This is a genomic window from Caballeronia eucalypticola (genome assembly GCF_047608185.1).
Classification (GTDB): domain Bacteria; phylum Pseudomonadota; class Gammaproteobacteria; order Burkholderiales; family Burkholderiaceae; genus Caballeronia.
The window spans coordinates 21,692-41,081 of the sequence record NZ_JBLKRU010000051.1 but is presented as its reverse complement, the minus strand read 5'-3'; the positions used below and the strand labels follow the sequence as shown (position 1 = coordinate 41,081).

At 56.4% G+C, this 19,390-nt stretch carries 14 protein-coding genes and 1 pseudogene; 6 read left to right on the top strand and 9 right to left on the bottom strand.

Annotated elements, in window-relative coordinates; all coding sequences use genetic code 11:
• Window positions 1-5 precede the first annotated feature (5 nt).
• The 3 genes from ACMX25_RS34580 to ACMX25_RS34570 all read left to right on the top strand — a co-directional run bounded on the left by ACMX25_RS34580 (window position 6) and on the right by ACMX25_RS34570 (window position 3,298).
• Window positions 6-1,298: a Rieske 2Fe-2S domain-containing protein gene (locus tag ACMX25_RS34580; RefSeq protein ID WP_414954384.1), complete on the top strand. Its 1,293-nt coding sequence runs from the start codon at window positions 6-8 to the stop codon at window positions 1,296-1,298.
• Window positions 1,299-1,311: 13 nt separating this feature from the next.
• The gene (locus ACMX25_RS34575) at window positions 1,312-2,316 is read left to right on the top strand and encodes a PDR/VanB family oxidoreductase (RefSeq protein WP_414954383.1); all 1,005 of its coding nucleotides are present in this window, start codon (window positions 1,312-1,314) and stop codon (window positions 2,314-2,316) included.
• Between the two features lie 460 nt (window positions 2,317-2,776).
• Window positions 2,777-3,298: a MarR family winged helix-turn-helix transcriptional regulator gene (locus ACMX25_RS34570; RefSeq protein WP_414954382.1), complete on the top strand. Its 522-nt coding sequence runs from the start codon at window positions 2,777-2,779 to the stop codon at window positions 3,296-3,298.
• Window positions 3,299-3,423: 125 nt separating this feature from the next.
• Here the strand turns inward: ACMX25_RS34570 and glcF are convergent, their stop codons facing one another.
• From glcF to glcD, 3 genes are read right to left on the bottom strand one after another with little or no spacing between them, the layout of a single operon-like run.
• A complete protein-coding gene (gene glcF, locus ACMX25_RS34565) occupies window positions 3,424-4,671 on the bottom strand; it encodes a glycolate oxidase subunit GlcF (RefSeq protein ID WP_414954381.1) in 1,248 nt (415 codons plus the stop codon).
• Window positions 4,672-4,731: 60 nt separating this feature from the next.
• Entirely contained in the window at window positions 4,732-5,799 is a 1,068-nt protein-coding gene (glcE, locus tag ACMX25_RS34560) for a glycolate oxidase subunit GlcE (protein ID WP_414954380.1), read from the bottom strand.
• Window positions 5,799-7,298 carry a glycolate oxidase subunit GlcD gene (gene glcD, locus ACMX25_RS34555; RefSeq protein WP_414954379.1) on the bottom strand — a complete coding sequence of 500 codons (1,500 nt, stop codon included), beginning with the start codon at window positions 7,296-7,298 and terminating at the stop codon, window positions 5,799-5,801. The genes glcE and glcD overlap by 1 nt, the downstream gene beginning before the upstream one ends.
• 220 nt (window positions 7,299-7,518) lie before the next feature.
• Between glcD and glcC the strand changes: the two genes are divergently transcribed.
• A complete protein-coding gene (gene glcC / locus ACMX25_RS34550; protein ID WP_414954378.1) occupies window positions 7,519-8,280 on the top strand; it encodes a transcriptional regulator GlcC in 762 nt (253 codons plus the stop codon).
• A 470-nt stretch (window positions 8,281-8,750) separates the two neighbouring features.
• On the opposite strand, the gene ACMX25_RS34545 is transcribed toward glcC, so the two are convergent.
• From ACMX25_RS34545 to ACMX25_RS34535, 3 genes are all read right to left on the bottom strand, one after another.
• A complete protein-coding gene (locus tag ACMX25_RS34545) occupies window positions 8,751-9,137 on the bottom strand; it encodes a VOC family protein (protein WP_414954377.1) in 387 nt (128 codons plus the stop codon).
• 10 nt (window positions 9,138-9,147) lie between these two features.
• Window positions 9,148-10,545 carry an amidase gene (locus ACMX25_RS34540; RefSeq protein ID WP_414954376.1) on the bottom strand — a complete coding sequence of 466 codons (1,398 nt, stop codon included), beginning with the start codon at window positions 10,543-10,545 and terminating at the stop codon, window positions 9,148-9,150.
• Between the two features lie 164 nt (window positions 10,546-10,709).
• On the bottom strand, window positions 10,710-12,104 hold the full coding sequence (locus ACMX25_RS34535) for an amidase (protein WP_414954375.1): 1,395 nt from the start codon (window positions 12,102-12,104) through the stop codon (window positions 10,710-10,712).
• Window positions 12,105-12,642: 538 nt separating this feature from the next.
• Between ACMX25_RS34535 and ACMX25_RS34530 the strand changes: the two genes are divergently transcribed.
• On the top strand, window positions 12,643-13,941 hold the full coding sequence (locus ACMX25_RS34530) for an aminotransferase class V-fold PLP-dependent enzyme (protein ID WP_414954374.1): 1,299 nt from the start codon (window positions 12,643-12,645) through the stop codon (window positions 13,939-13,941).
• A 42-nt stretch (window positions 13,942-13,983) separates the two neighbouring features.
• Complete coding sequence (locus ACMX25_RS34525) at window positions 13,984-15,129, top strand: branched-chain amino acid ABC transporter substrate-binding protein (RefSeq protein WP_414954373.1); 1,146 nt, start codon at window positions 13,984-13,986, stop codon at window positions 15,127-15,129.
• A gap of 71 nt (window positions 15,130-15,200) precedes the next feature.
• On the opposite strand, the gene ACMX25_RS34520 is transcribed toward ACMX25_RS34525, so the two are convergent.
• From ACMX25_RS34520 to ACMX25_RS34510, 3 genes and pseudogenes are all read right to left on the bottom strand, one after another.
• On the bottom strand, window positions 15,201-16,124 hold the full coding sequence (locus tag ACMX25_RS34520) for a LysR family transcriptional regulator (RefSeq protein WP_414954392.1): 924 nt from the start codon (window positions 16,122-16,124) through the stop codon (window positions 15,201-15,203).
• Window positions 16,125-16,498: 374 nt separating this feature from the next.
• Window positions 16,499-17,077 (bottom strand): annotated as a pseudogene (locus ACMX25_RS34515) (transposase); the annotation flags it as partial.
• 76 nt (window positions 17,078-17,153) lie between these two features.
• Complete coding sequence (locus ACMX25_RS34510; RefSeq protein WP_414954372.1) at window positions 17,154-18,614, bottom strand: ISKra4 family transposase; 1,461 nt, start codon at window positions 18,612-18,614, stop codon at window positions 17,154-17,156.
• Window positions 18,615-19,390 lie beyond the last annotated feature (776 nt).

Genomic DNA, 19,390 nt, shown 5'->3' with positions numbered 1-19,390 from the left:
CTCCCGTGATTACAAAACAAGAGAATGTATTGCTTACGGACACGGATGCGGATAGTCCGATGGGAGAGATGATCAGGAGTCACTGGATTCCATTTCTCTGCGAAAACGAATTCCCTGCGGCTGACGCTCCACCGCAGCGGATCAAGTTGCTGGGAGAAGACCTGATCGTATTCAGAGACAGCAATGGTAGGCTGGGCATGATTGACGAGTTCTGTCCGCATCGGGTCGCGAGTTTATTTTACGGTCGCAATGAGGAAAATGGCATACGGTGTATCTACCACGGCTGGAAATTTGACGTCAATGGAAGCTGTGTCGACATGCCATCTGAGCCACCCTCAAGTGCTTTCCGGGACTGCATGAAGATCAAGTCTTACCCAGTACGCGAATTTGCAGGCGTGGGCTGGGTGTATATGGGCAGTGCAACGCCTGCACCGGAATTGCCGCAATTCGAGTGGATGAAATCTCCAGCATCGCATCGACATATGTCGCGTTGGCAGCAAGACTGCAACTTCCTGCAAGCGCTAGAGGGAGAGGTAGACGAAGCACACGTCGCTTTTTTACACCGTCGCTTGGACAACCCTCAGGTACCGAAAGAATCGCTGTTTGGCTCATATTTCCAGGAGGGTCAGGCGCCGCGCTGGAAAATCCTGGAAACTGATTTCGGCCTTGCTTGTGGGGCACGCCGTCACGTAAAAAATGACAAGCCATTTTTCTGGCGTGTGGACTTATTCTTGATGCCGTTTTACACCATGATTGCACCAAGTGACGATCAGAATTCCCGCGTGTGGCGCGCCTGGATTCCACGTGATAATCAAAGCCTTTGGTCGATATGTGTTACCTACCGTAAAGATGCCCCCCCTGACGCGGCAGAACTTGGCTTATGGCAAGGCGGAGTCGTTGCCCATCGCAGCGTAATTCCTGGGACGACCACGCCGATAGAGAACAAGGACAATGATTATCTGCTAGATCGCAACGTTCAGCGTGAGCATTCATTCACAGGTATTCATGGTATCCGCGCACAAGATGCTGTGGTAACCGAAAGTTGCGGTCCCATTGTTGATCGGTCGCGCGAACACCTGGCCTCGAGTGACACGTCGATCGTAGCAATGCGTAATGTAATGTTGCGCGCTGCCAGGGAGGTTGCGAAAGGCGTGTTGCCGCATACCAGTGCGGGCGGCGATATATATATGGTGCAGAGCTACTCGGGCTTGCATGAAGATCCGACAGATTTCGACCATGTTCCGGCGGTACTCGATACCATGGGTATTCAAACGAAAACTGAAAAACAGGCAAGTTGAAAGGGGAAAGCACATGTCACTATCAACGATGAATGGATTCGAAAGCAACGTCGACGCGGATACGATGTACCTCACGGTCAGCGAAGTTGTCTCGTTGACTTGCAGCACGAAGCTATTGAGGCTGCGCGGTACGGACGGTCGAATTCTTCCACGGTATGAAGCGGGTGCACACATTGAGGTCAAAGTCACACTCCCCGACGGCCTGCCAGCCTGGAATGCCTATTCACTGATCGGGAATCCAGCTGATCGCTCGGTGTTTGAGATTGCGATCAAGCGGGAAGAGACAGGGCGAGGCGGGTCGCGCTATTTACATGACGTAATATCCGCGGGAGGAACATTGGAAGCGCGCAGGCCAATCAACGGTTTCTCACTCGACGCAAGCGCTACCAGTCACCTGCTTGTAGCAGGCGGGATCGGCATTACCCCGATTTACTCGATATCGTCTCAACTGTCCAGATTGAAAATTAGGCATCGTCTTATTTATTGTGTACGCGATATGGAAGACGCGCCGCTTCTTGAACGTTTGAAAAAAAATGCCTTTGCCGATGTTGAATGTCACGCCGATGGCGGGCAGGCGCAGCGCTTTTACGATTTTGAAAATCTGCTGCGCGATCCGGTGGAGAATCAACGTATCTACGTGTGCGGTCCGCCGCCCTTCGTCCGGGCTATCTCCCGAATTTGTGAGCGGCAGCAATGGCGTCGCGGCGTAGTGCGATCTGAAAACTTTGGTGGCGTCCGAGACGCTCCCAATCCGAAGTTGACCGTGCATTTTGCAAAGAGAAATAAGACCATTGTGATAGAGCAGCCAGAAACCATAGTTGACGCAATGGTGCGCTATGGGCTAAATCCGCTTTATGGATGCAAGCGTGGTGAATGCGGCATATGTGCGGTGTCGGTTATGAGTGGCACTCCGCTTCATCGTGACATGTTTTTGTCGGAGGAGGAGAAGAAGTCCGAAAAATACATGTGCACATGCGTCTCCTGGAGTGCATCTGAAGAAATTACTTTAGACTTGTAGTCGCAAGCCGGGAAACGAACAGGCTACCGCAGCAGCTTTCCTATGTCTGTGCACTGGACCTGCTTCATTTCTCTGGTTCAGAGCGCTGGCTTTTCGCCGCGTGGTTGATATCAACCGTGAGAATTTTCTGACGGGGTTGGTCGCGGCACTTGCCTCCAGACCCTCATTCACAGAAGCCAAGCCAGCGTTCTGTCACAGAAATAACTTTACGCAAATCTGGATTGTTCTATGATCGAGTCCTTGACGGACTAGGGCGATCATGGGACCCGGGAGATTGCGACGCACTGCGAAGTGGCCCCACCGCCGATCACGCACTGGAAGAAGCGGTTTGTCGCTCAGGGATTTGCGGGTCTGCATGATGAGGCTCGTCCAGGTCTACCGGGCCTGGTTTTGGATACTCGGAAAACATTTATAATTTCAACTTCTTCAGACCTGAGACTGGTTTGTTGCAAACTATTCAATGAATCCAATGAAGAGCGAAGACAAGAATTTTCCGCATAGTGAATTTAGACTGAAAGATTGGCATAACGCAAGATTCGTTTTCTTGGGAAATAAGCTGACCTTAGCCCTCGCGAAGATGTATGAAGCGGAATTTGATCTCTCACAAACGGAGTGGAGAATTATTGCGGCCTTGGCTGAACATGCACCTATGTCTGCCAAGGATCTGGCTGAATTTATCGCTATCGATATTTTTTCAATTACCCGGGCCACATCCTTTTTGGTTAAAAGAGGCCTTCTGACTCGACGGGTAAACCAACAGGACAGAAGAAAGATTGAGCTAAGGCTTTCTGCACGAGGTTGTAAAATTTATAAAAAAATAGTGCCAGTAGCGCTCGGGGTTGAGCAGGCTGTGTTCGGTGTCTTGTCGAAGAACGAATCGGATCAACTCAACGTTATTCTGTCGAAATTAGAGGAGCATATCGGCACGGTGCTCACGCCTGATCGCTCTTGGACGTCGTTTTTGCCTGATCACGAGTCTTAACGGATATAGCGTGCCGGTATTTCTGCCGGGCGAATTCCGGCAACGGGTTCCCTCGGCTTCGCTATGTGCGGCGTCGAGCAGGTGGGTGGTTGCGGCAATGGTTAGCTCAAGTCTACCTGGCCCAATCAATTTTCCTGCGCCGGTTGCGGGAGGGTGGCCTCTACCAGTTCAATCCAATGGCGCACAGGCGTGCGACCCGCGCTGGCAAGATGCATCTGGCAACCGACGTTAGCCGTGACGATGACTTCTGGTCCGCCGGCCTCTAGCGCGTCGAGTTTGTTGTCGCGCAATCGCTGCGCGAGCTCGGGCTGAGTGATGGAATATGTGCCCGCCGACCCGCAGCACAAATGCGCGTCGGGCACAGCAGTCAGGTCGAAACCAAGCCGCTGAAGGATCGACTCAACCGCGCCACCCAGCTTTTGCGCATGTTGTAAGGTGCACGGACAGTGAAAGGCGAGTCGCCGCTGCGCGTCTCGGTGCAGGCCCGACTGCAATAAATCGAGCGGCTCATTCGCCAGTACCTCCACAAGATCTCGCGCCAGCTCGCTGACCCGCTGCGCTTTCGATGCATAGTGAGGGTCGTCGCGCAACAGATGACCATATTCCTTGACGAACGCGCCGCAGCCGCTCGCCGTTTGCACGATGGCTTCGGCGCCGGCGTGGATTGCGGGCCACCACGCATCGATATTGCGGCGTGCGCGCGCAAGGCCTGCTTCCTGCGCATTCAGATGGTAGTCCGTCGCCCCACAGCAGCCGGCTCGCGCCGCATTCACGATACTGATGCTAAGCCGGTCGAGCACGCGCGCTGCGGCCGCATTGGTGTTCGGCGCCAGCGAGGGTTGCACGCAACCCTCGAGGATCAGCATTTTGCGCGTGTGCCTCGCCGTCGGCCGACCCTTCGTGTGGGTACTTCGGGCGGGGACTTTACTCGCGAGCGTAGCCGGAAGAAACGGTCGCATTGCCCGTCCGATATTGAGCAATGCGTTGAAGACCGCCGGATGCGGAATTATGCGGCGCAGGCCCTCGCGGAGCAGGCGGTCCGGAGTCGGTCGCACGATCCGTCGTTCAAGTTCGGCGCGACCGATGTCGAGCAGTGCATGATAGGTGACACCGGAGGGACAGGTAGTTTCACAATTGCGGCAGCTAAGGCATCGGTCAAGATGAAGCTGGGTTTTGCTCGTGACTGGTTCACCTTCCAGCATCTGCTTGATCAGATAGATGCGACCGCGTGGCCCATCGAGCTCGTCTCCGAGCAACTGATAGGTCGGGCAGGTTGCGTTGCAAAAGCCACAATGCACGCACGAGCGCAGGATCTGCTCGGCTTCGTCAGCTCGCGACAGGGTTTTTGCGTCGTCGCTCAGATTGGTCTGCATAGCTTGGGGTTCACATTCGGTTATACGGTGCGGGAAGCGGGCCTTCCCGCGATGCGGGATTTACAGATCCGCGTACAGACGCCCTGGGTTGAACAGGCCGCGCGGGTCGAGCTGCCGCTTCAGTTGCTGATGCAAGTGCAACATCGCCGGGGCTAGCGGCGAGAACGGCTCGGTGCCCACCTGAGGCGTAAAGGAGGTGGCGTGGCCGCCCGCTGCGTGAGCGATCTGGCGGATCGCTGCGGCAGGCGCGGTGCTTTTCAGCCAGCGTTGTGCGCCGGCCCAGTCGAGCAGCGCATCACCTGGCAATGACGCGAGCGGCGACGCGTTCGGTAACGATAGGCGCCATAGCGGGCGTGGGTCGTCGAAAAATGCGAGCCTGTGATCGCGCAGTGCTTGCCAGAACGTCGAGTCCCCCTGATCTCCACCGATCCGGTCCAGTGCCGACGCCACGGAGCCGACGCCGCCCTCGAGCCGTACATGCAGGCGACCTTCCACATGACACGCGCCGCTGATGGGTAGCGCCGCGCGACGCCACGCGGAGAGTTCACGCAGTGCTTCGTCCGCGCTCAGGTCGAGCGCGACACTTCGCGCGGCGCGCGGTTTGGGCAGCACTTTCAGGGACACCTCGGTAATGAGGCCGAGGCAGCCAAAACTCCCGGTCAGTAGACGCGATACGTCATAGCCAGCGACGTTCTTCATCACCTCACCGCCAAAGCGCAAATGCTTCGCCTCGCCGGTGATCACACGACAGCCAAGTACAAAGTCTCGAACGGAGCCCGACCAAGGGCGCCGAGGGCCCGCAACACCAGCCGCCACCATCCCGCCGACGGTAGACGCACCACCGAAATCGGGTGGCTCGAACGGCAGCATCTGCCCAGCCCCGTCGAGCGTGGCGTTCACTTCGACGAGCGGAGTGCCGGCGCGCGCGGTGATCACGAGTTCAGTCGGGTCGTAGCTCACTACGCCGCGATGCGAGCGCGTGTCGAGCATCGCGCCTTCCGCGCGACGGCCAAGAGACACCTTGCTGTTGCCGCCACGAAAGACGAGTGGCGAACGGTTTGAGAATGCCTGGGCAACTTCGTAGACGAGCCGTTCGCTATCGTCCATGGATACCGGTTCGGTCCGCATCAGAAACGCTCCAGTTCAGGAAAAGGGAGTGCGCCTCGGTGAACATGCATGGAGCCGAATTCAGCACAACGATGTAGTGTCGGTACGTTCTTGCCTGGGTTGAGCAGGCCATTGGGGTCGAAGGCGGCTTTCAGCGCATGAAAAAAAGTGAGTTCATCACTATTGAACTGCGCGCACATCTGGTTGATCTTTTCGCGACCTACGCCGTGTTCGCCGGTGATGCTGCCGCCGACCGCCACGCACAGTTCGAGAATGCGTGCGCCGAGCGCTTCGGCGCGTTCAGCTTCACCGGGTGCGTTTGCGTCAAAAAGGATCAACGGGTGCATGTTGCCGTCGCCCGCATGAAACACGTTAGCGACTTTGAGCCCAAATTCGTGGGACAGATCTCCAATGCCTTTCAGCACGCGCGGTAGCTCTCGACGCGGAATCGTTCCGTCCATACAGTAGTAGTCGGGCGAGATGCGGCCTACGGCGGGGAATGCATTCTTGCGGCCGGCCCAGAAGCGCTGGCGTTCGGCTTCGTCCCTTGCCACGCGGATGTCGGTAGCATCGGCCGCCCTCAGCAGTGCTTCGACGCGCTCAACGTCTTCGTGCACGTCGCTCTGCGCGCCGTCAACTTCGCACAGCAGGATAGCCGCCGCATCGACCGGATAGCCCGCGTGGATGAAATCCTCGGCCGCGCGAATCGCAAGGTTATCCATCATCTCGAGGCCGGCGGGAATCACGCCCGCGCCAATGATCTGTGCCACTGCCGCGCCAGCCTTTTCAACGTCATCGAAACTCGCAAGAAGCACTTTCGCGCTTTGTGGTTTGACAAGCAGTTTCACGGTGACTTCAGTGACAATCCCGAGCATCCCTTCCGAGCCCGTGAAGACCGCGAGAAAGTCAAAGCCGGGCGAATCGAGCGCCTCGGATCCGAGCGTGATGCGATGGCCATCGATCGTGAGAACTTCCAGCTTGAGAATGTTGTTGACGGTCAGGCCGTATTTCAGACAATGTACGCCGCCCGCGTTTTCCGCCACGTTGCCGCCGATTGAACAGGCGATCTGCGAGGATGGGTCAGGCGCGTAGTAAAGACCGTGGGGCGCGGCCGCCTGTGAGATCGCGAGGTTGCGTACGCCCGGCTGCACGCGCGCGACACAAGCTTCGGGGTCGATGTCGAGAATGCGGTTAAAGCGCGCCATCACCAGTAGGATTCCTTTCTCGAGTGGTAACGCACCTCCGGACAAACCGGTGCCTGCGCCGCGTGCCACGACAGGAATCTTCCTTTCGTTGGCGAATTTCAGCAGCGCTTCGATCTGGCCGACCTTGTCGGGCAAGGCGACCAGCATCGGCGTCGCGCGGTAGGCAGCGAGGCCGTCGCATTCGAACGGGCGCAGGTCTTCCCGCTCGTGTAGTACGTGTAGATCGGGAATTAGCGCCCGCAACTGACTGACGACGGTGGCCTTGTCGTGTGTAGCGATTGCGCCGTCGATTTTTTCGTCGTAACGATAGCTCATGGTTTGTCTCCTCGCGCCGCGCAAGCATCTTCTTGTGGGCATTGTTACTATCCAGAGCTCCTATGTCGATGGTTAAACCGAGTGGTAATACCAGTTTAAAGAATGAGGATCAGCCTCCATATAGGGTTGAATCGCCGTCTATTAAGGCTAATGGCACACCGCTTTGAGGGTGGTTGTGCCAGTGTTTCAGAGTGGTAATACCAGTGGAGATTGCGAGCAGATGTCGGATAGAGAAGTGTCAAGGCAGGTCGCAGACGTAGTCGCTGAGCGGATTGAGCGATTAATCGTCGACGGTGTGCTGAAGCCCGCGCAGGCATTGCCCTCGGAGCGGCGCCTGACAGACAAATTGGGTGTCTCGCGTACAGCGCTACGCGAAGGGCTAAAGCTGCTGCGGGCGCGCGGCATCATCGAGACGTCGCATGGCAAAGGTTCTTTCGTTGCCAGCCTCGCCGCTCGGCCGGCGCTCACGCCGATAATGCACCTGCTTGGTTCGCAACCGCGCACGCTCTACGATCTGTTCGAGGTGCGGGGGATGCTGGAGGCGGAATCTGCCCGGCTCGCCGCGCTGCGTGGCACAGCGGCGGACTTCCTCCTGATCACGCGGCGTTATGACGAGATGGTCGCGGCACACGGTACGGAAACGGACGCATCGACGCACGCCCGCCTTGATCACGCCTTTCATCTCGCGATTTGCGAGGCATCGCACAACCCCGTGCTAGCACACACGTTAAGTGCGCTCACGGATCCGTTGCTCAGTTCCGTGTTTGCATCGGTCAATAATCTATACCACCGCGAAGTGCAGAAAAAGGTAATTGACCGACAGCATGCGAGACTTTACAACGCCGTCACGGGCAAGCTTCCCGAACAGGCACGCAGGGCGGCAGCGGACCATATTGCTAGCGTTTGTGCCAATCTGCGCGAGATTGAGCAGGAAGAACAGCGGCTTGTGCGCGCTACTCTGCGGTTGGAGGGCTGGGACTGATGACGCAGTGAAGGTGTTTAAATAGACCCGCCAAGACCGGCGTCAAAGTCTGTTTCGTTGATCACGCTCGAAAAGGTTCATTGCGTTCTTCAACGTAATGGATCCAGAACGCGCACCGACCTTTTGACGAAGCCGCCATTGCGACGTCCCGGGACGCGATCGATTATTTCAACAAGGCTTGGTTTTCGGAAGGGGCGTCGTTGGAGTCGTAGACCGATACCATATCGGCCTCGGTGGATGCGCTTGGATAGGGCACCAGGCTGGTGCCCATCGAGGCTAGGCGCGAACCGAGGAGAGCGCCTCTGGGCGGCAATGAGGGCCAAGACACCTGGCATCTGGCTGGGCGGTTCAATCCGATCGTTGGACCATCAAGCGCGCCAATGGCAATTGAAATCTTCCCAAAGTAGGTCCATTCGCGTGCGCTAACAGTCCGACGAAAACGATATTAGGTGTGGCGCTGACCAGACCTCTTATGGGACTTCGGCATAGGAGATGAACTCCAATAGCGAACCATCGGGATCTCGAAAATAGATGCTTATTCCGTTCCCGCGTGATCCAAACCTCGGGAGAGGTCCTAATTCGATCTCCACATCATGGCTTCCAAGATGGCTGATCGCGGTCTCGATTGGACCGTCCCATTCGAAGCACAAATCGCTGCCGCCGGGCGCAACCGGTATGCGTGCCACCGGCTTCGGAGTGGCGCCCGGTCCATGCAGGTTGAGTTGCCCACGTTCGAACCGATAGGCCCAAAACCCCTTGTGCGGGACAACCTCGGCGAACAAGACATCCCGATAGAAAACATTTGAACGTTCCCAGTCCGAAACGTGCAGAACACTATGATCAAGTTTCACGCGCATTTTCCGCTCCTTATTCCGCTGTTTTGAATCCATTCCGCCCTGACACTTTGCTCGGGACGGTCTCGAGAAGACTTTCTACGGCCTCCGCAATATCGAATAAGGCGTCGTCACACCTCGGGTTTCCCATCAAGGTAAGCCCGATGGAAAGCCCACCGTAACGGTCGGCTGGCAGGGTCACCGCGCAGCGATCGAGGACATTTGCAACACGAGTATTTCGCATCAACAGCATGTTGTAGTGGTTGTAACCCTCGTTACTGGCGACGGCAGAAATCAGCGGCGGAAGTATTGGGCACGTCGGCATCAGCACTGCATCCCACCACCTTGTCTGCTGCTCGGCGCTCTCGACGAGAGAAGCGCGCAACGAAAGCCTATCAAGCATGTCGGAAGCCAAAAGAACGCCACCCTGTTCGATTCGCGAAAATGCTCGCGATGCAATGAGCGATTGCTTAAGAAAGCCGCGAGCCCTTAGCCAGGTATAAATCTCGGCCATCGAGAAACCACCACCTTGATAAACATCGGGGATGCGGTCGAGTTCCTGGAGGTTAACATCCTGCAAAAGAGCTCCATGTTCCGACAGAAGCTGGAGTGCCCGTTCAAATCCAGCCGCCACAGGGGGTTCGAGGTCATCCAGCACATAGTTCCGTGGCACCGCGAGCCTCAGTCCTTTGATAGGTCTCAGCGCTGCGTTGGGTGGGTAGATTCGGGGTTTTCCGGCAAGCACCTCATGGACAATGCGGCAACAACGAACGGAGGTTGCGATTGTTCCTATGGAGTCGAGATGGCGCGAGAGTGGAACGACACCTTCGCACGAAATCTGTGCGGCCGTCGCTTTAAAACCGACGAGCCCGCATAGTGCGGCGGGAATTTGCACTGAACCGCCAGTATCGGTACCCAGTGCGGCGGACGCCGCTCCCACGGCAACCGACACGGCCGCGCCGCACGAAGAACCGCCGGGAACGCGCTCATGATCAAGGGGGTTGGCCAGACGAGCGGTTCCTGCAATAAGGCCTACCGATGACATGGCGAGTTCCGCCATCGCCGTCTTGCCTAAAATGATCGCGCCTGCTTCGCGAAGCCGTCTGACCACAAAAGCGTCATTAGCCGCCGAAGGTGCTCCGTTCGCAAGAGCACTCGAGCCTGCCGCAGTCGGTTCGCCTGCAACATCCATGTTGTCTTTTATCGTGATCGGGATTCCGGCTAACGCACTTGGCCTCTCGAGACCACACGCGCGCCGTGCGTCGACCGCAGCCGCATCGGCCCTCGCCGCTTCGGCATAAATACGGGTGAACGCCGCGTCGTGAGTGCCGGCTGCCGTCAACGCCGCTTCGATTAGAGCGCTGCTGCTAGTCTCACCCCTTGTCAACTGGGTTTCAAAGTCTTCAATCAGCGAATGTGTCTTCTGCGCCATGACATGCCTCCTTTAAAGTTGCGAAGTCCACAAATCGGGAGCCGCTATTCTGCGCGTAGTAGTTTCTATTCCAATCGTCGGTGCAACCATGGTGGGCCGAATGCATTTCCCACGCCGCGCGAGACAACGACTGTGTTGAGGCAGTCGGGTTGATTTCAAGCAGATCAGTAACGGCGGGAAAACGGCACGGATGGATGCTCCGAATGCCACCCGGTAGCACCTTGATATGCAGCTGCGACTGCCAACAGTTTTGTTTCTTGAAAGCGCCGCCCGATCAACTGCACACCGATAGGCATACCGTCGGATGAAAAGCCGATGCAGAACGAAAGCGCCGGATGGCCGGTTACATTGAACGGCACGCGCATGTCGTTGGTGGACTTGTTGGTAGCCTCCTCGTCGGCGAGTGACGCGGCGGTTTCGGCTGAGACGCCTGTCATCAAGATGTCAGATGTGTCGAGCAGGCGATCGATTTCGTCCGCGAGAGCGCGTTGTTGTCTCTGCGCTTCCGCGTATTCCGACGGCAGAATCGCAGCACCTTTTAGTAGCGCGTCGCGACAGCGAGGGCCGTAGCGTTCGGGCGTGTGCGCCAGAGCCTCGCAGTGAATCGCGTAGGCCTCGACGTGCAGAAGCGTGGAGCCGCACCGGCGATATGACTGGAGGTCACTCAATTTGACCTCGTCGAACTCGGCGCCAAGTTGAACTAATTGGCGTGTAGCCGACGCGATCGCGGCACGCGTCTCATCGCTTGCAAGGACGTCGCGCATATAGAAATGCGCGAGCAATCCCACCCGGAGACCGCGCAGCGGCAAGTCGCTGACGTGCGCCGCGCTTGCGGTGACCGGCCCGCCAAAGCCACCTTTCAGAACGTTGAGCAGAAGCGCACAATCGTTAGCTGTGCGTGCCATCAAGCCGACGTGGTCGAGCGATAGGGCAAGAGGAAAGACGCCTTGACGACTGATCAGGTCGTATGTCGGCTTGAGACCGACCACCCCGCACATGGCGGCAGGATTTCGAACGGAGCCAGCTGTGTCGGTGCCGATCGCCAGCGGTACGTGGCACGCGGCCAAAGCGACGCCACAGCCGCTCGACGAGCCCCCGGGCGTACATTCGATGTCCCAGGGATTGCGCGCTGCCGGCCACGGCAATACATCGGATGGCGAACCGATGCCGAATTCTTCGAGCGTCAATTTCCCGATCAGGATCGCGCCCGCATCAAGTAATTGACGCGTAACGACTGCGTCCTGGTAGGCAACGTTATGACGCAAGACATCCGATTGCGCAGTAGTCGGCTTACCTTTGACATCGATCAGATCCTTGACGGCAAACGGCAAACCGTGAAGCGGTCCGCTAATTTTTCCTCGAGCCATGCGATTGTCGGCATCGCGCGCCGCCGCGAGCGCTTCGTCCCGATAGACCTCTAGAAAAGCGTGCAGCGCGCCGTTTTCCGCGTCAATTGCGTCGAGCGACGCCGTTACGTACTCGAGCACCGACAATTCCTTTCGCGCGATCAGTTGTTGTGCGTCTGTCGCGCATAGGTAGCGAAGCTTGCGATCGGTCATAAACGTTAGTGCAATTCCCAAAAGATGCTATTTCAACCCCCACATTACGCTCTGAACAGCCCGAGGGGGCGACACTGCAATGGCACGGCGTTCGCCACTCGATTTATCGTTTCCGACGCTACTCAGCAGATGTAGCGATTACCCCGTTGCTGACAAACCATTCTTTCACGCAACAAAATTGTTAAAAAGCGATATTTTTATATGTATTTTCATCGCTTTTTATCAAGCATCGCTCGCCCGCATTGCACACCTGCATTTCACACCCCTTTAACCGCGCCGTCGTGCGATAGCGGGCCAGCGCCAAGGCTATTTTTCACATCCAACACCTGCCAGGAACGGGAGTTACGCGCGGCGCACAGTGGTCGGTACTCTCTGACGTTTCAACACGACCTGCAGCGATGCGTCAACTTTCCAAGGCGAATTAAAGCGATGAAAATTCATCGAAAAAAATCGCTTTCCGTCCGATTTATGGGAGCTTATCGTGACCCTGCACATTCGTGAGGGTGGCTCGTGAACAACAAACGCAGAGGGGTATGCAATGGAGAACGCCAACGGGCAGCTGTTCAGCGACGCGCTGATGCGCGAGGTCAAGGAAAAATTTCATTACGTTGATTCCGACTTCACGGGGCGCAAGCGGCTCTACTTTGACAACGCAGGCGGCTCATTCCGCTTGAAGAAGGCCGTTGACCGGTTCGCGGAGGTTGATTCCACCCCCGATAACGCGGAGCGAATGCACGAAATTTCCCGCGAATTGCAGGCTATCCAAAAGCGTGGCGAGGAAGACGCCCGGCTAATCCTCAATGCATCAGATGGGACGATTTATGCCTCTTTGACGGCTTCGGGAGCAATGTTCCAATTGGTCGAGGCGATAGCAGGAGCCGTCCCCGGGGCTAATCTGGTCACGACGGTGCTGGAGCATCCGTGTTCGTTCGACGCGATGACCTTGTATTCCGAGAAACTGGGTAAAGAGCTTCGCGTCGCAAGAAGCAACCAGGTTACGGGCGGAGTCGACGTGGAGGAAATCGTTAGCTTGATAGATTCTGAGACGTGCCTGCTTAGCGTCATCTACGCTTCCAACATCACCGGAGCAAAGCTTGACCTTGAGCGAATCGTCCGAGACGCGCGAGCTATCAAGCCAGATCTGTACATCGTTGTCGACGCGGTGCAGCATGCTCCACATGGAGTGATTGATTTAGAAAAGACGCCTGTCGACGCTATCAACTTTGCGCCCTATAAATTTTTCGGATGTAGGGGCTCCGGCATTTCATGGCTTTCGCCTCGAGCGGCTAAGCTGCCTCATCACAAACTCGCAGCGAAACCAGCGGATTTCTGGGACTTGGGTAGTGCTGCCCCGGGCCAATTTGCCGTGGTAAGCGAGATTGTGGACTATGTATGCTGGCTGGGCGGGCAGGTCGAACTGTCGTCCGACCGCCGAATGCAATTTGTCACAGGCATGAAAGCCATCGGGCTTCATGAGCGAGCTCTTCTGACGAGAATACTTGACGGAACTGAGGATCTTCGAGGGCTTCGCATGCTTCCGCGCGTACAGGTGCTGGTAGACCACAGCGACCTTACCCGACGTGACCTGATTCTCGCGCTGGCATTCGAGGATATTGCAGAAGTAGACGCCGTTAGAGAATACGAACGGCGTGGCGTCATTGTCTACGAAAGGATTTCGACAAGTCTCTATTCCAAACGGATGCTCGACTCATTCGGGTTGAGAGGGGCCGTCCGTATCTCCCCCTTGCACTGCAATTCACCAGAAGACATCGATGCCTTCCTCCGCATCACTGCTGATATTGCGGAAACTGCGGCATTGGAAACTAGCAAATCGTGAACTTATCAATCCGCGCACTTTTCATGTCTGGGGAATAATATTATGTTTATCCACGCATATCGCAATATCTGTGTCAGTTCACTACCGATATTTCTGGTGTTTGGTGTTTCCTGCGTAGGCGCGAGTGAGATCGCAAAGATAGGGCATGCAGCGCCTCTTACAGGGGGCAGCGCGCATCTCGGAAAAGATACGGAAAACGGCGCTCGCCTCGCGATCGAAGAAATCAATTCAAAAGGACTGGTCATCGGTGGTCAGAAGCTCCTCCTGGAGCTTGATCCTCAAGACGACGCATCCGATCCGCGACAAGCGGCTCAGATCGCGCAAAGACTCGTGGACGATAAAGTGGTTGCTGTGGTTGGGCACATGAATTCTGGCACTTCAATTCCAGCGTCAAAAATATACAGCGATGCTGGAATAGTTCAGATATCCCCGGCCGCGACTAATCCTGTCTACACTCAGCAAGGTTTCAAGACCACTTACCGTGTAGTTGCGACTGACGCACAACAAGGGCCCGCTCTAGCGGATTACGCTTCAAAAATATTGCATGCGAAATCGGTTGCGATTGTCGATGATGCTACAGCTTACGGGCAAGGGCTGGCCAACGAGTTCGAGAAGCGCGCGAAGGCGAATGGAATGAACGTGTTATCGCACGATGCAACAAACGATAAAGCGATCGATTTTCGCGCGATTTTGACCAAAATCAAAGGCGAAAAACCCGACGTGATCATGTACGGAGGCATGGATGCTACCGGCGGGCCTCTTGCTAAACAGGAGGAACAACTCGCTATCTCCGCCAAGTTATTGGGCGGCGACGGATTATGTGCGACAACGCTATCGAAGCTCGCTGGCGAAGCCGCTGACAATGTCGTTTGTTCGATCGCTGGTGTGCCACTACAAAATATGGCAGGTGGCGCGGCCTTTGGAAAACGATATGAAGCTCGGTTCGGCCAGGCGGTACAGTTGAATGCACCGTTCTCCTACGACGCTGTGTATATCATTGTCGATGCAATGAAGCGTGCAAACTCAATAGACCCAGCAAAAATATTGGCGGCAATGCCGGCGACAGACTATAAGGGGGTTCTTGGGGAAATCCAGTTCAATTCGCGTGGCGACCTAACGAAAAGTGTTATTTCCTTGTATCGTTACGTGGGCGGGATTCAGCAATTGGTCGACGTTGTAAAGTTGTAGTTCAGATATCCACTCCGGTACAAAGAAGGTGTCCGCCCACGAAAGACAATCTTGGGGGCGGCATGTACCTGTTAGCTGATAGATGAAAGGGCTCGCGGGTCCAGGATGTTTGCACCGAAATCGCAGCACTGTTGAGCCAACTGCGCGATCTGATTACTGAGAGAATGCGCGTGTTCTGCTCGATAAAGTGCAACGTAGCGGATTGGGGGAAGGGCGGGTCTTGTCTTGACAATTCTGAGTGCACCTGCAGTGAGCATGTAGTTTAGACAGGATTTTGGCAAGTAGCTCACGCCCATGCCGGAGACAGCCAAACCAATTTGGGCAACGAGATTGTTGACCATTAGTATTCTTGCCATACTCACGTCATTCTCTGACAAAAACTGAGAATACGTTAACCCGGTACCAGAGAGATTACCTTGGAGAAGCAACGGCAACTGGGCAATCTCTGCGATTGGAATGGTACTTTTACGCGTGTATAGCGACGGGGAGCACATCCACGCGTTCGTAACCGTTCCGACCGGGGTGCTTACAAAACGCTCGCCGGTAAGGGCTTGGGGAACAACGACCAAGTCCACCGTATCCGCCGCGAGTCGTTCCCTTAGAGTGACGCTCAAATCAACCTCGGCCTCGACGATTACCTTCGGATAGGTGTCCCTGATGACCGATATAAGGCGTGGCAACCAGGTAAGCGCGGTTAATTCGGTGACTCCAATCCGAATGCGCCGGACGAGAACCTCTTTTGCGCTGACTCGCTCAACAATCTCATCACGCCTCTCCAGCAGTTCCTTCGCATATTCAAATAGTTCGCTTCCCCTATCAGTAACGCGTGCGGTACGTGACGTCCGGTCAAACACAGGGAAGTCAAATGTTGACTCCAGCTCATTTATCCGTTTCGATACCGCTGACTGGCTCGCATTCAGCTTTCGGGCAGCGGCCTCAAATGAGCCTAACTGAACAATCCAGTACAACGCTTCCATTTGCTTGAAAGTAAACATATCGGTCCGATGGTGTGAGAAAGAGATATTACTTGTCACGATAACATCTCTTTTCCGACTCTGCTTAAGTTAGGCAGTGCGAAATTCTAGATACAATATGTTGGACCGGCTCGACCTTTAGCGACGCGGCCTAGGCTTGAGATTCCGAGAACCGAAGGTTCTCGTCCAGAATGAATCCAGGTCAGTTTGTCCCTGGATATTTCGAAACGGCCGACATGCCCATCGGAGGACGGATGTATGTCGTCGGCCCTGCAAAATTCACTCGGCAATGCAAATCGGAATTGTGATTGGATGCAGGGATGAATAAGGGATCGCACGTTGGAAGGGTTAAGTGCCTGGTAAGCCGGTGTTCGCGGTGAAGCAGCGCAGCAAGGCGAGCGCAAAAATACCGCCGTCAGTCCCAGGCGAACAATCGCACGCAGCAGCCAGCGCAGGTTATAGCCTGTCGCGCACAACACCGCATGCAGCGCATCGCCGCTTTGTCCTTTCAGCCAACAACGTCGCATGCCATGATCCTGCTTCACGTGGCCAATGATCGGTTCAATCGCTTGACGTCGCTTGAGCCAGCGCCGCTGCGGTCTCGTTAGCGTTTTGTGCTTGCCTCGGTGAATCAACTGTACGGGACCAAGCTCGGCGTCTACGCCGCGAAAGCCGAGATCGGCAAGTACCGTCTTGGGCTTCGGTTCACCCGGCACGTTCCCTAATAGAATGCCCGTCTGCTCGAGCTGCTCGGCTAGGGTGTGGCCATCGTACGGATTGCCGGAAAACGACCGGGCGCCCACGATCAGCCCGCGCTTCTCAGTAATTGCCAAGCTGACCTTGACACCGAACTCGTAGGGCTGGCGCGTCTTGCCTTTGCCGATACACTCGACTTCCGGCGCGTGCAGTGCATACAGCTTGTTCTTGTCTTTGGGGCGTTGACGGCAAATGCGCCACGCTCTCTCAAGCCAGACGAGCAGCTGCGACTGTCGTTCATCCGAGGCGCTGTGCAGCTGTCAAAGAGAGTGAACCAAACCATGGGAGGTCAATTCACGCCGCTCGGCGCGCACTCGGCGAGTTTTCAGCTGCAGAAGTCTTGGTCAACGCGGCAAGTTTCTTAACCGAGAATTCTTCGTTGAGAACAGCAACTCTGACCTGTGCCAGGCAGTGCGCTCCCTCGTCCGTCCATCGCATTTGTTGCTTCTTCGCCATCCGATGGCTGACCACCAGGTTCACCGCGGACTCGGCAATGCTGCTGCTGATCGGTAGCCCCTTGTGATAGCGCATGCCATAGTTCACGAGCGTACCGGCATTGTTCTCGATGTAGAAGTACAGGCGGCGCAGGTTCCAGTACAACGTCGAGTGCTCATAACCTTCCCTTGCCAGCAGCGTGGCGTCCAGGGCTTTGATGCGGAAAACGGATTGTCGGCCTTTTCCATGCCAAACCAGCCACTTGGCGTGATCGATCTCTGTCTCTACAGCGATTCGCTCTCCGGGCTCAATCGTCTGGCTTCCTAACACCGAGTTCTTGGCAGTCTTGAACTTCATCGCGATGTGAAACCAGTCCAGAATCCTCCCCCTAGCGAGCTGGCTGCCGTCCACAGCTTTGCCGAATTCGCCAGCGTCATCGCTGATCACGGTGACGCGCTCGTCCGGAGCCACGCCGCTTGCACAGAGAAATTGGTCCAGCCGCGCGGGCGCCGATGGCACCAGCTTATGCACGTACGCGTAGAGACGCGGGGCGCGATCTGTAAGAGTTGCACGGCCCGCAACGATGTTGACATGTCGATCTTGCGTCAACTTCTGCGCCCAAGGCGATTTCAGCTCCGCAAGGTCGCGCGCCGCTTTGCGGCTCTTAGGGCTGCTGCGGAAGCTCAGCCACGCCGAGTCGACGCTCACGCAGCCGACGGTGGTCGATTCGCGAAGCTGCTCTCCGCTGACCGCTTTTGGTCCAGACGCGATATCGCGCTCGATCTGCGCGTCCAGCGCCCTACCGATGGCGAGGACCCGACGGCGAGTGCTACCGAAGGAAATCCCTTTGTCCAGCGGAAGGACCTCTCGAAGCAGCTCAGTGGCCTGACGGTAGGGTAGATGGGCGGCCCATTTGGCCTGCAGATACTCCAATTCCGGCGTCACACGCTGGTGAACGGCCTTGCACAGCGGACTCACAGAGCGACGCGGTTGCCCTTGCTTTGCCGCGCAGTTGCACGCCCACAGCCTCGGACTCGGCACGTCGACTTTGCCAAACACGGTTCGCACCACGATCGACCGGGCATCCTTGTGCGCCAGCGTCGAGCCACAACGATCGCAAGCCAATTGGCTTTCCATCCACCCGGCAGTCTGCTCCGACACCAGTAACGATTGAACCTCAGCGAGCAAGGCGCGACCTTCGGCAAGTGTGAGTCCCAGGTCGGCGACGCTCCGGTCCTTTCGTTCCACAACAGCGACGGTCGTCGCTTCAGCCTCACTCGTTTCCCCACCCTCCAGGCGGGCCTCGATGATCAGTCGCATGGCAACTCCGATCGTTTGGCAACGTCGCCAGCATAGCTGATAAGGCCAGCGTGCTGGGCGGACTCGTTGGGCTCTTTTCGTTAGAAACTTCGCAGATTCCAAGCGCCGTATCCCATCGGGTACGGCGCCGTCACGCCGTCTATGACGGCGGTCAAGTCGACGGAAATGGCCTCCCACGGTTTGGTTCACTCTCGCACGTCGTTTGCGCCAGTCGTCGTGGTCTCACCGCAAAAAAGTCGGGCATTCATCGAGGCCTTGAGTGATCACCTAAAGGAGGCCCTCTAATGCGTTGAGAACTTTTACGAGGAGCTTCAGCAAGGTATGGCCACCAATGTTTGACAGGCGCCCCCTGCGTTTACGCGGGCGCTGCATCGAAGCACGACCGACGTCTGGCAAGAAGCAGGGAAAGAGCCGGATACGACGGGGCAAATCGGCCACCTGCAGTCGTTCGTGTGGACGCCAAGGAGGACGTTCAGGCGTCGGCTTCGATCCAAGCTGAGCCGATCGCCATCTGTCGCGGTCCGGCCACTTACCGCCGTCAGGGAAGATTTGTGAATGTTCGCTTCCCTACGCGCTTGGGCCGTAGCATCTCGTACTTCTTGGACCTTGAGACGCGTCTGGCGCATCCCTCACGCGTGGCACTTCTACTGAACCAAAGGCATATGGCAGGTCAAGCGCCGTCTTTGCGACGATTGAAATTCGACTACATGATCAACGAACGGGCCTGACGAAGAAGTTGGCCGCGAATGTCAAAGTGACTAGGGAAGCAGTACTAA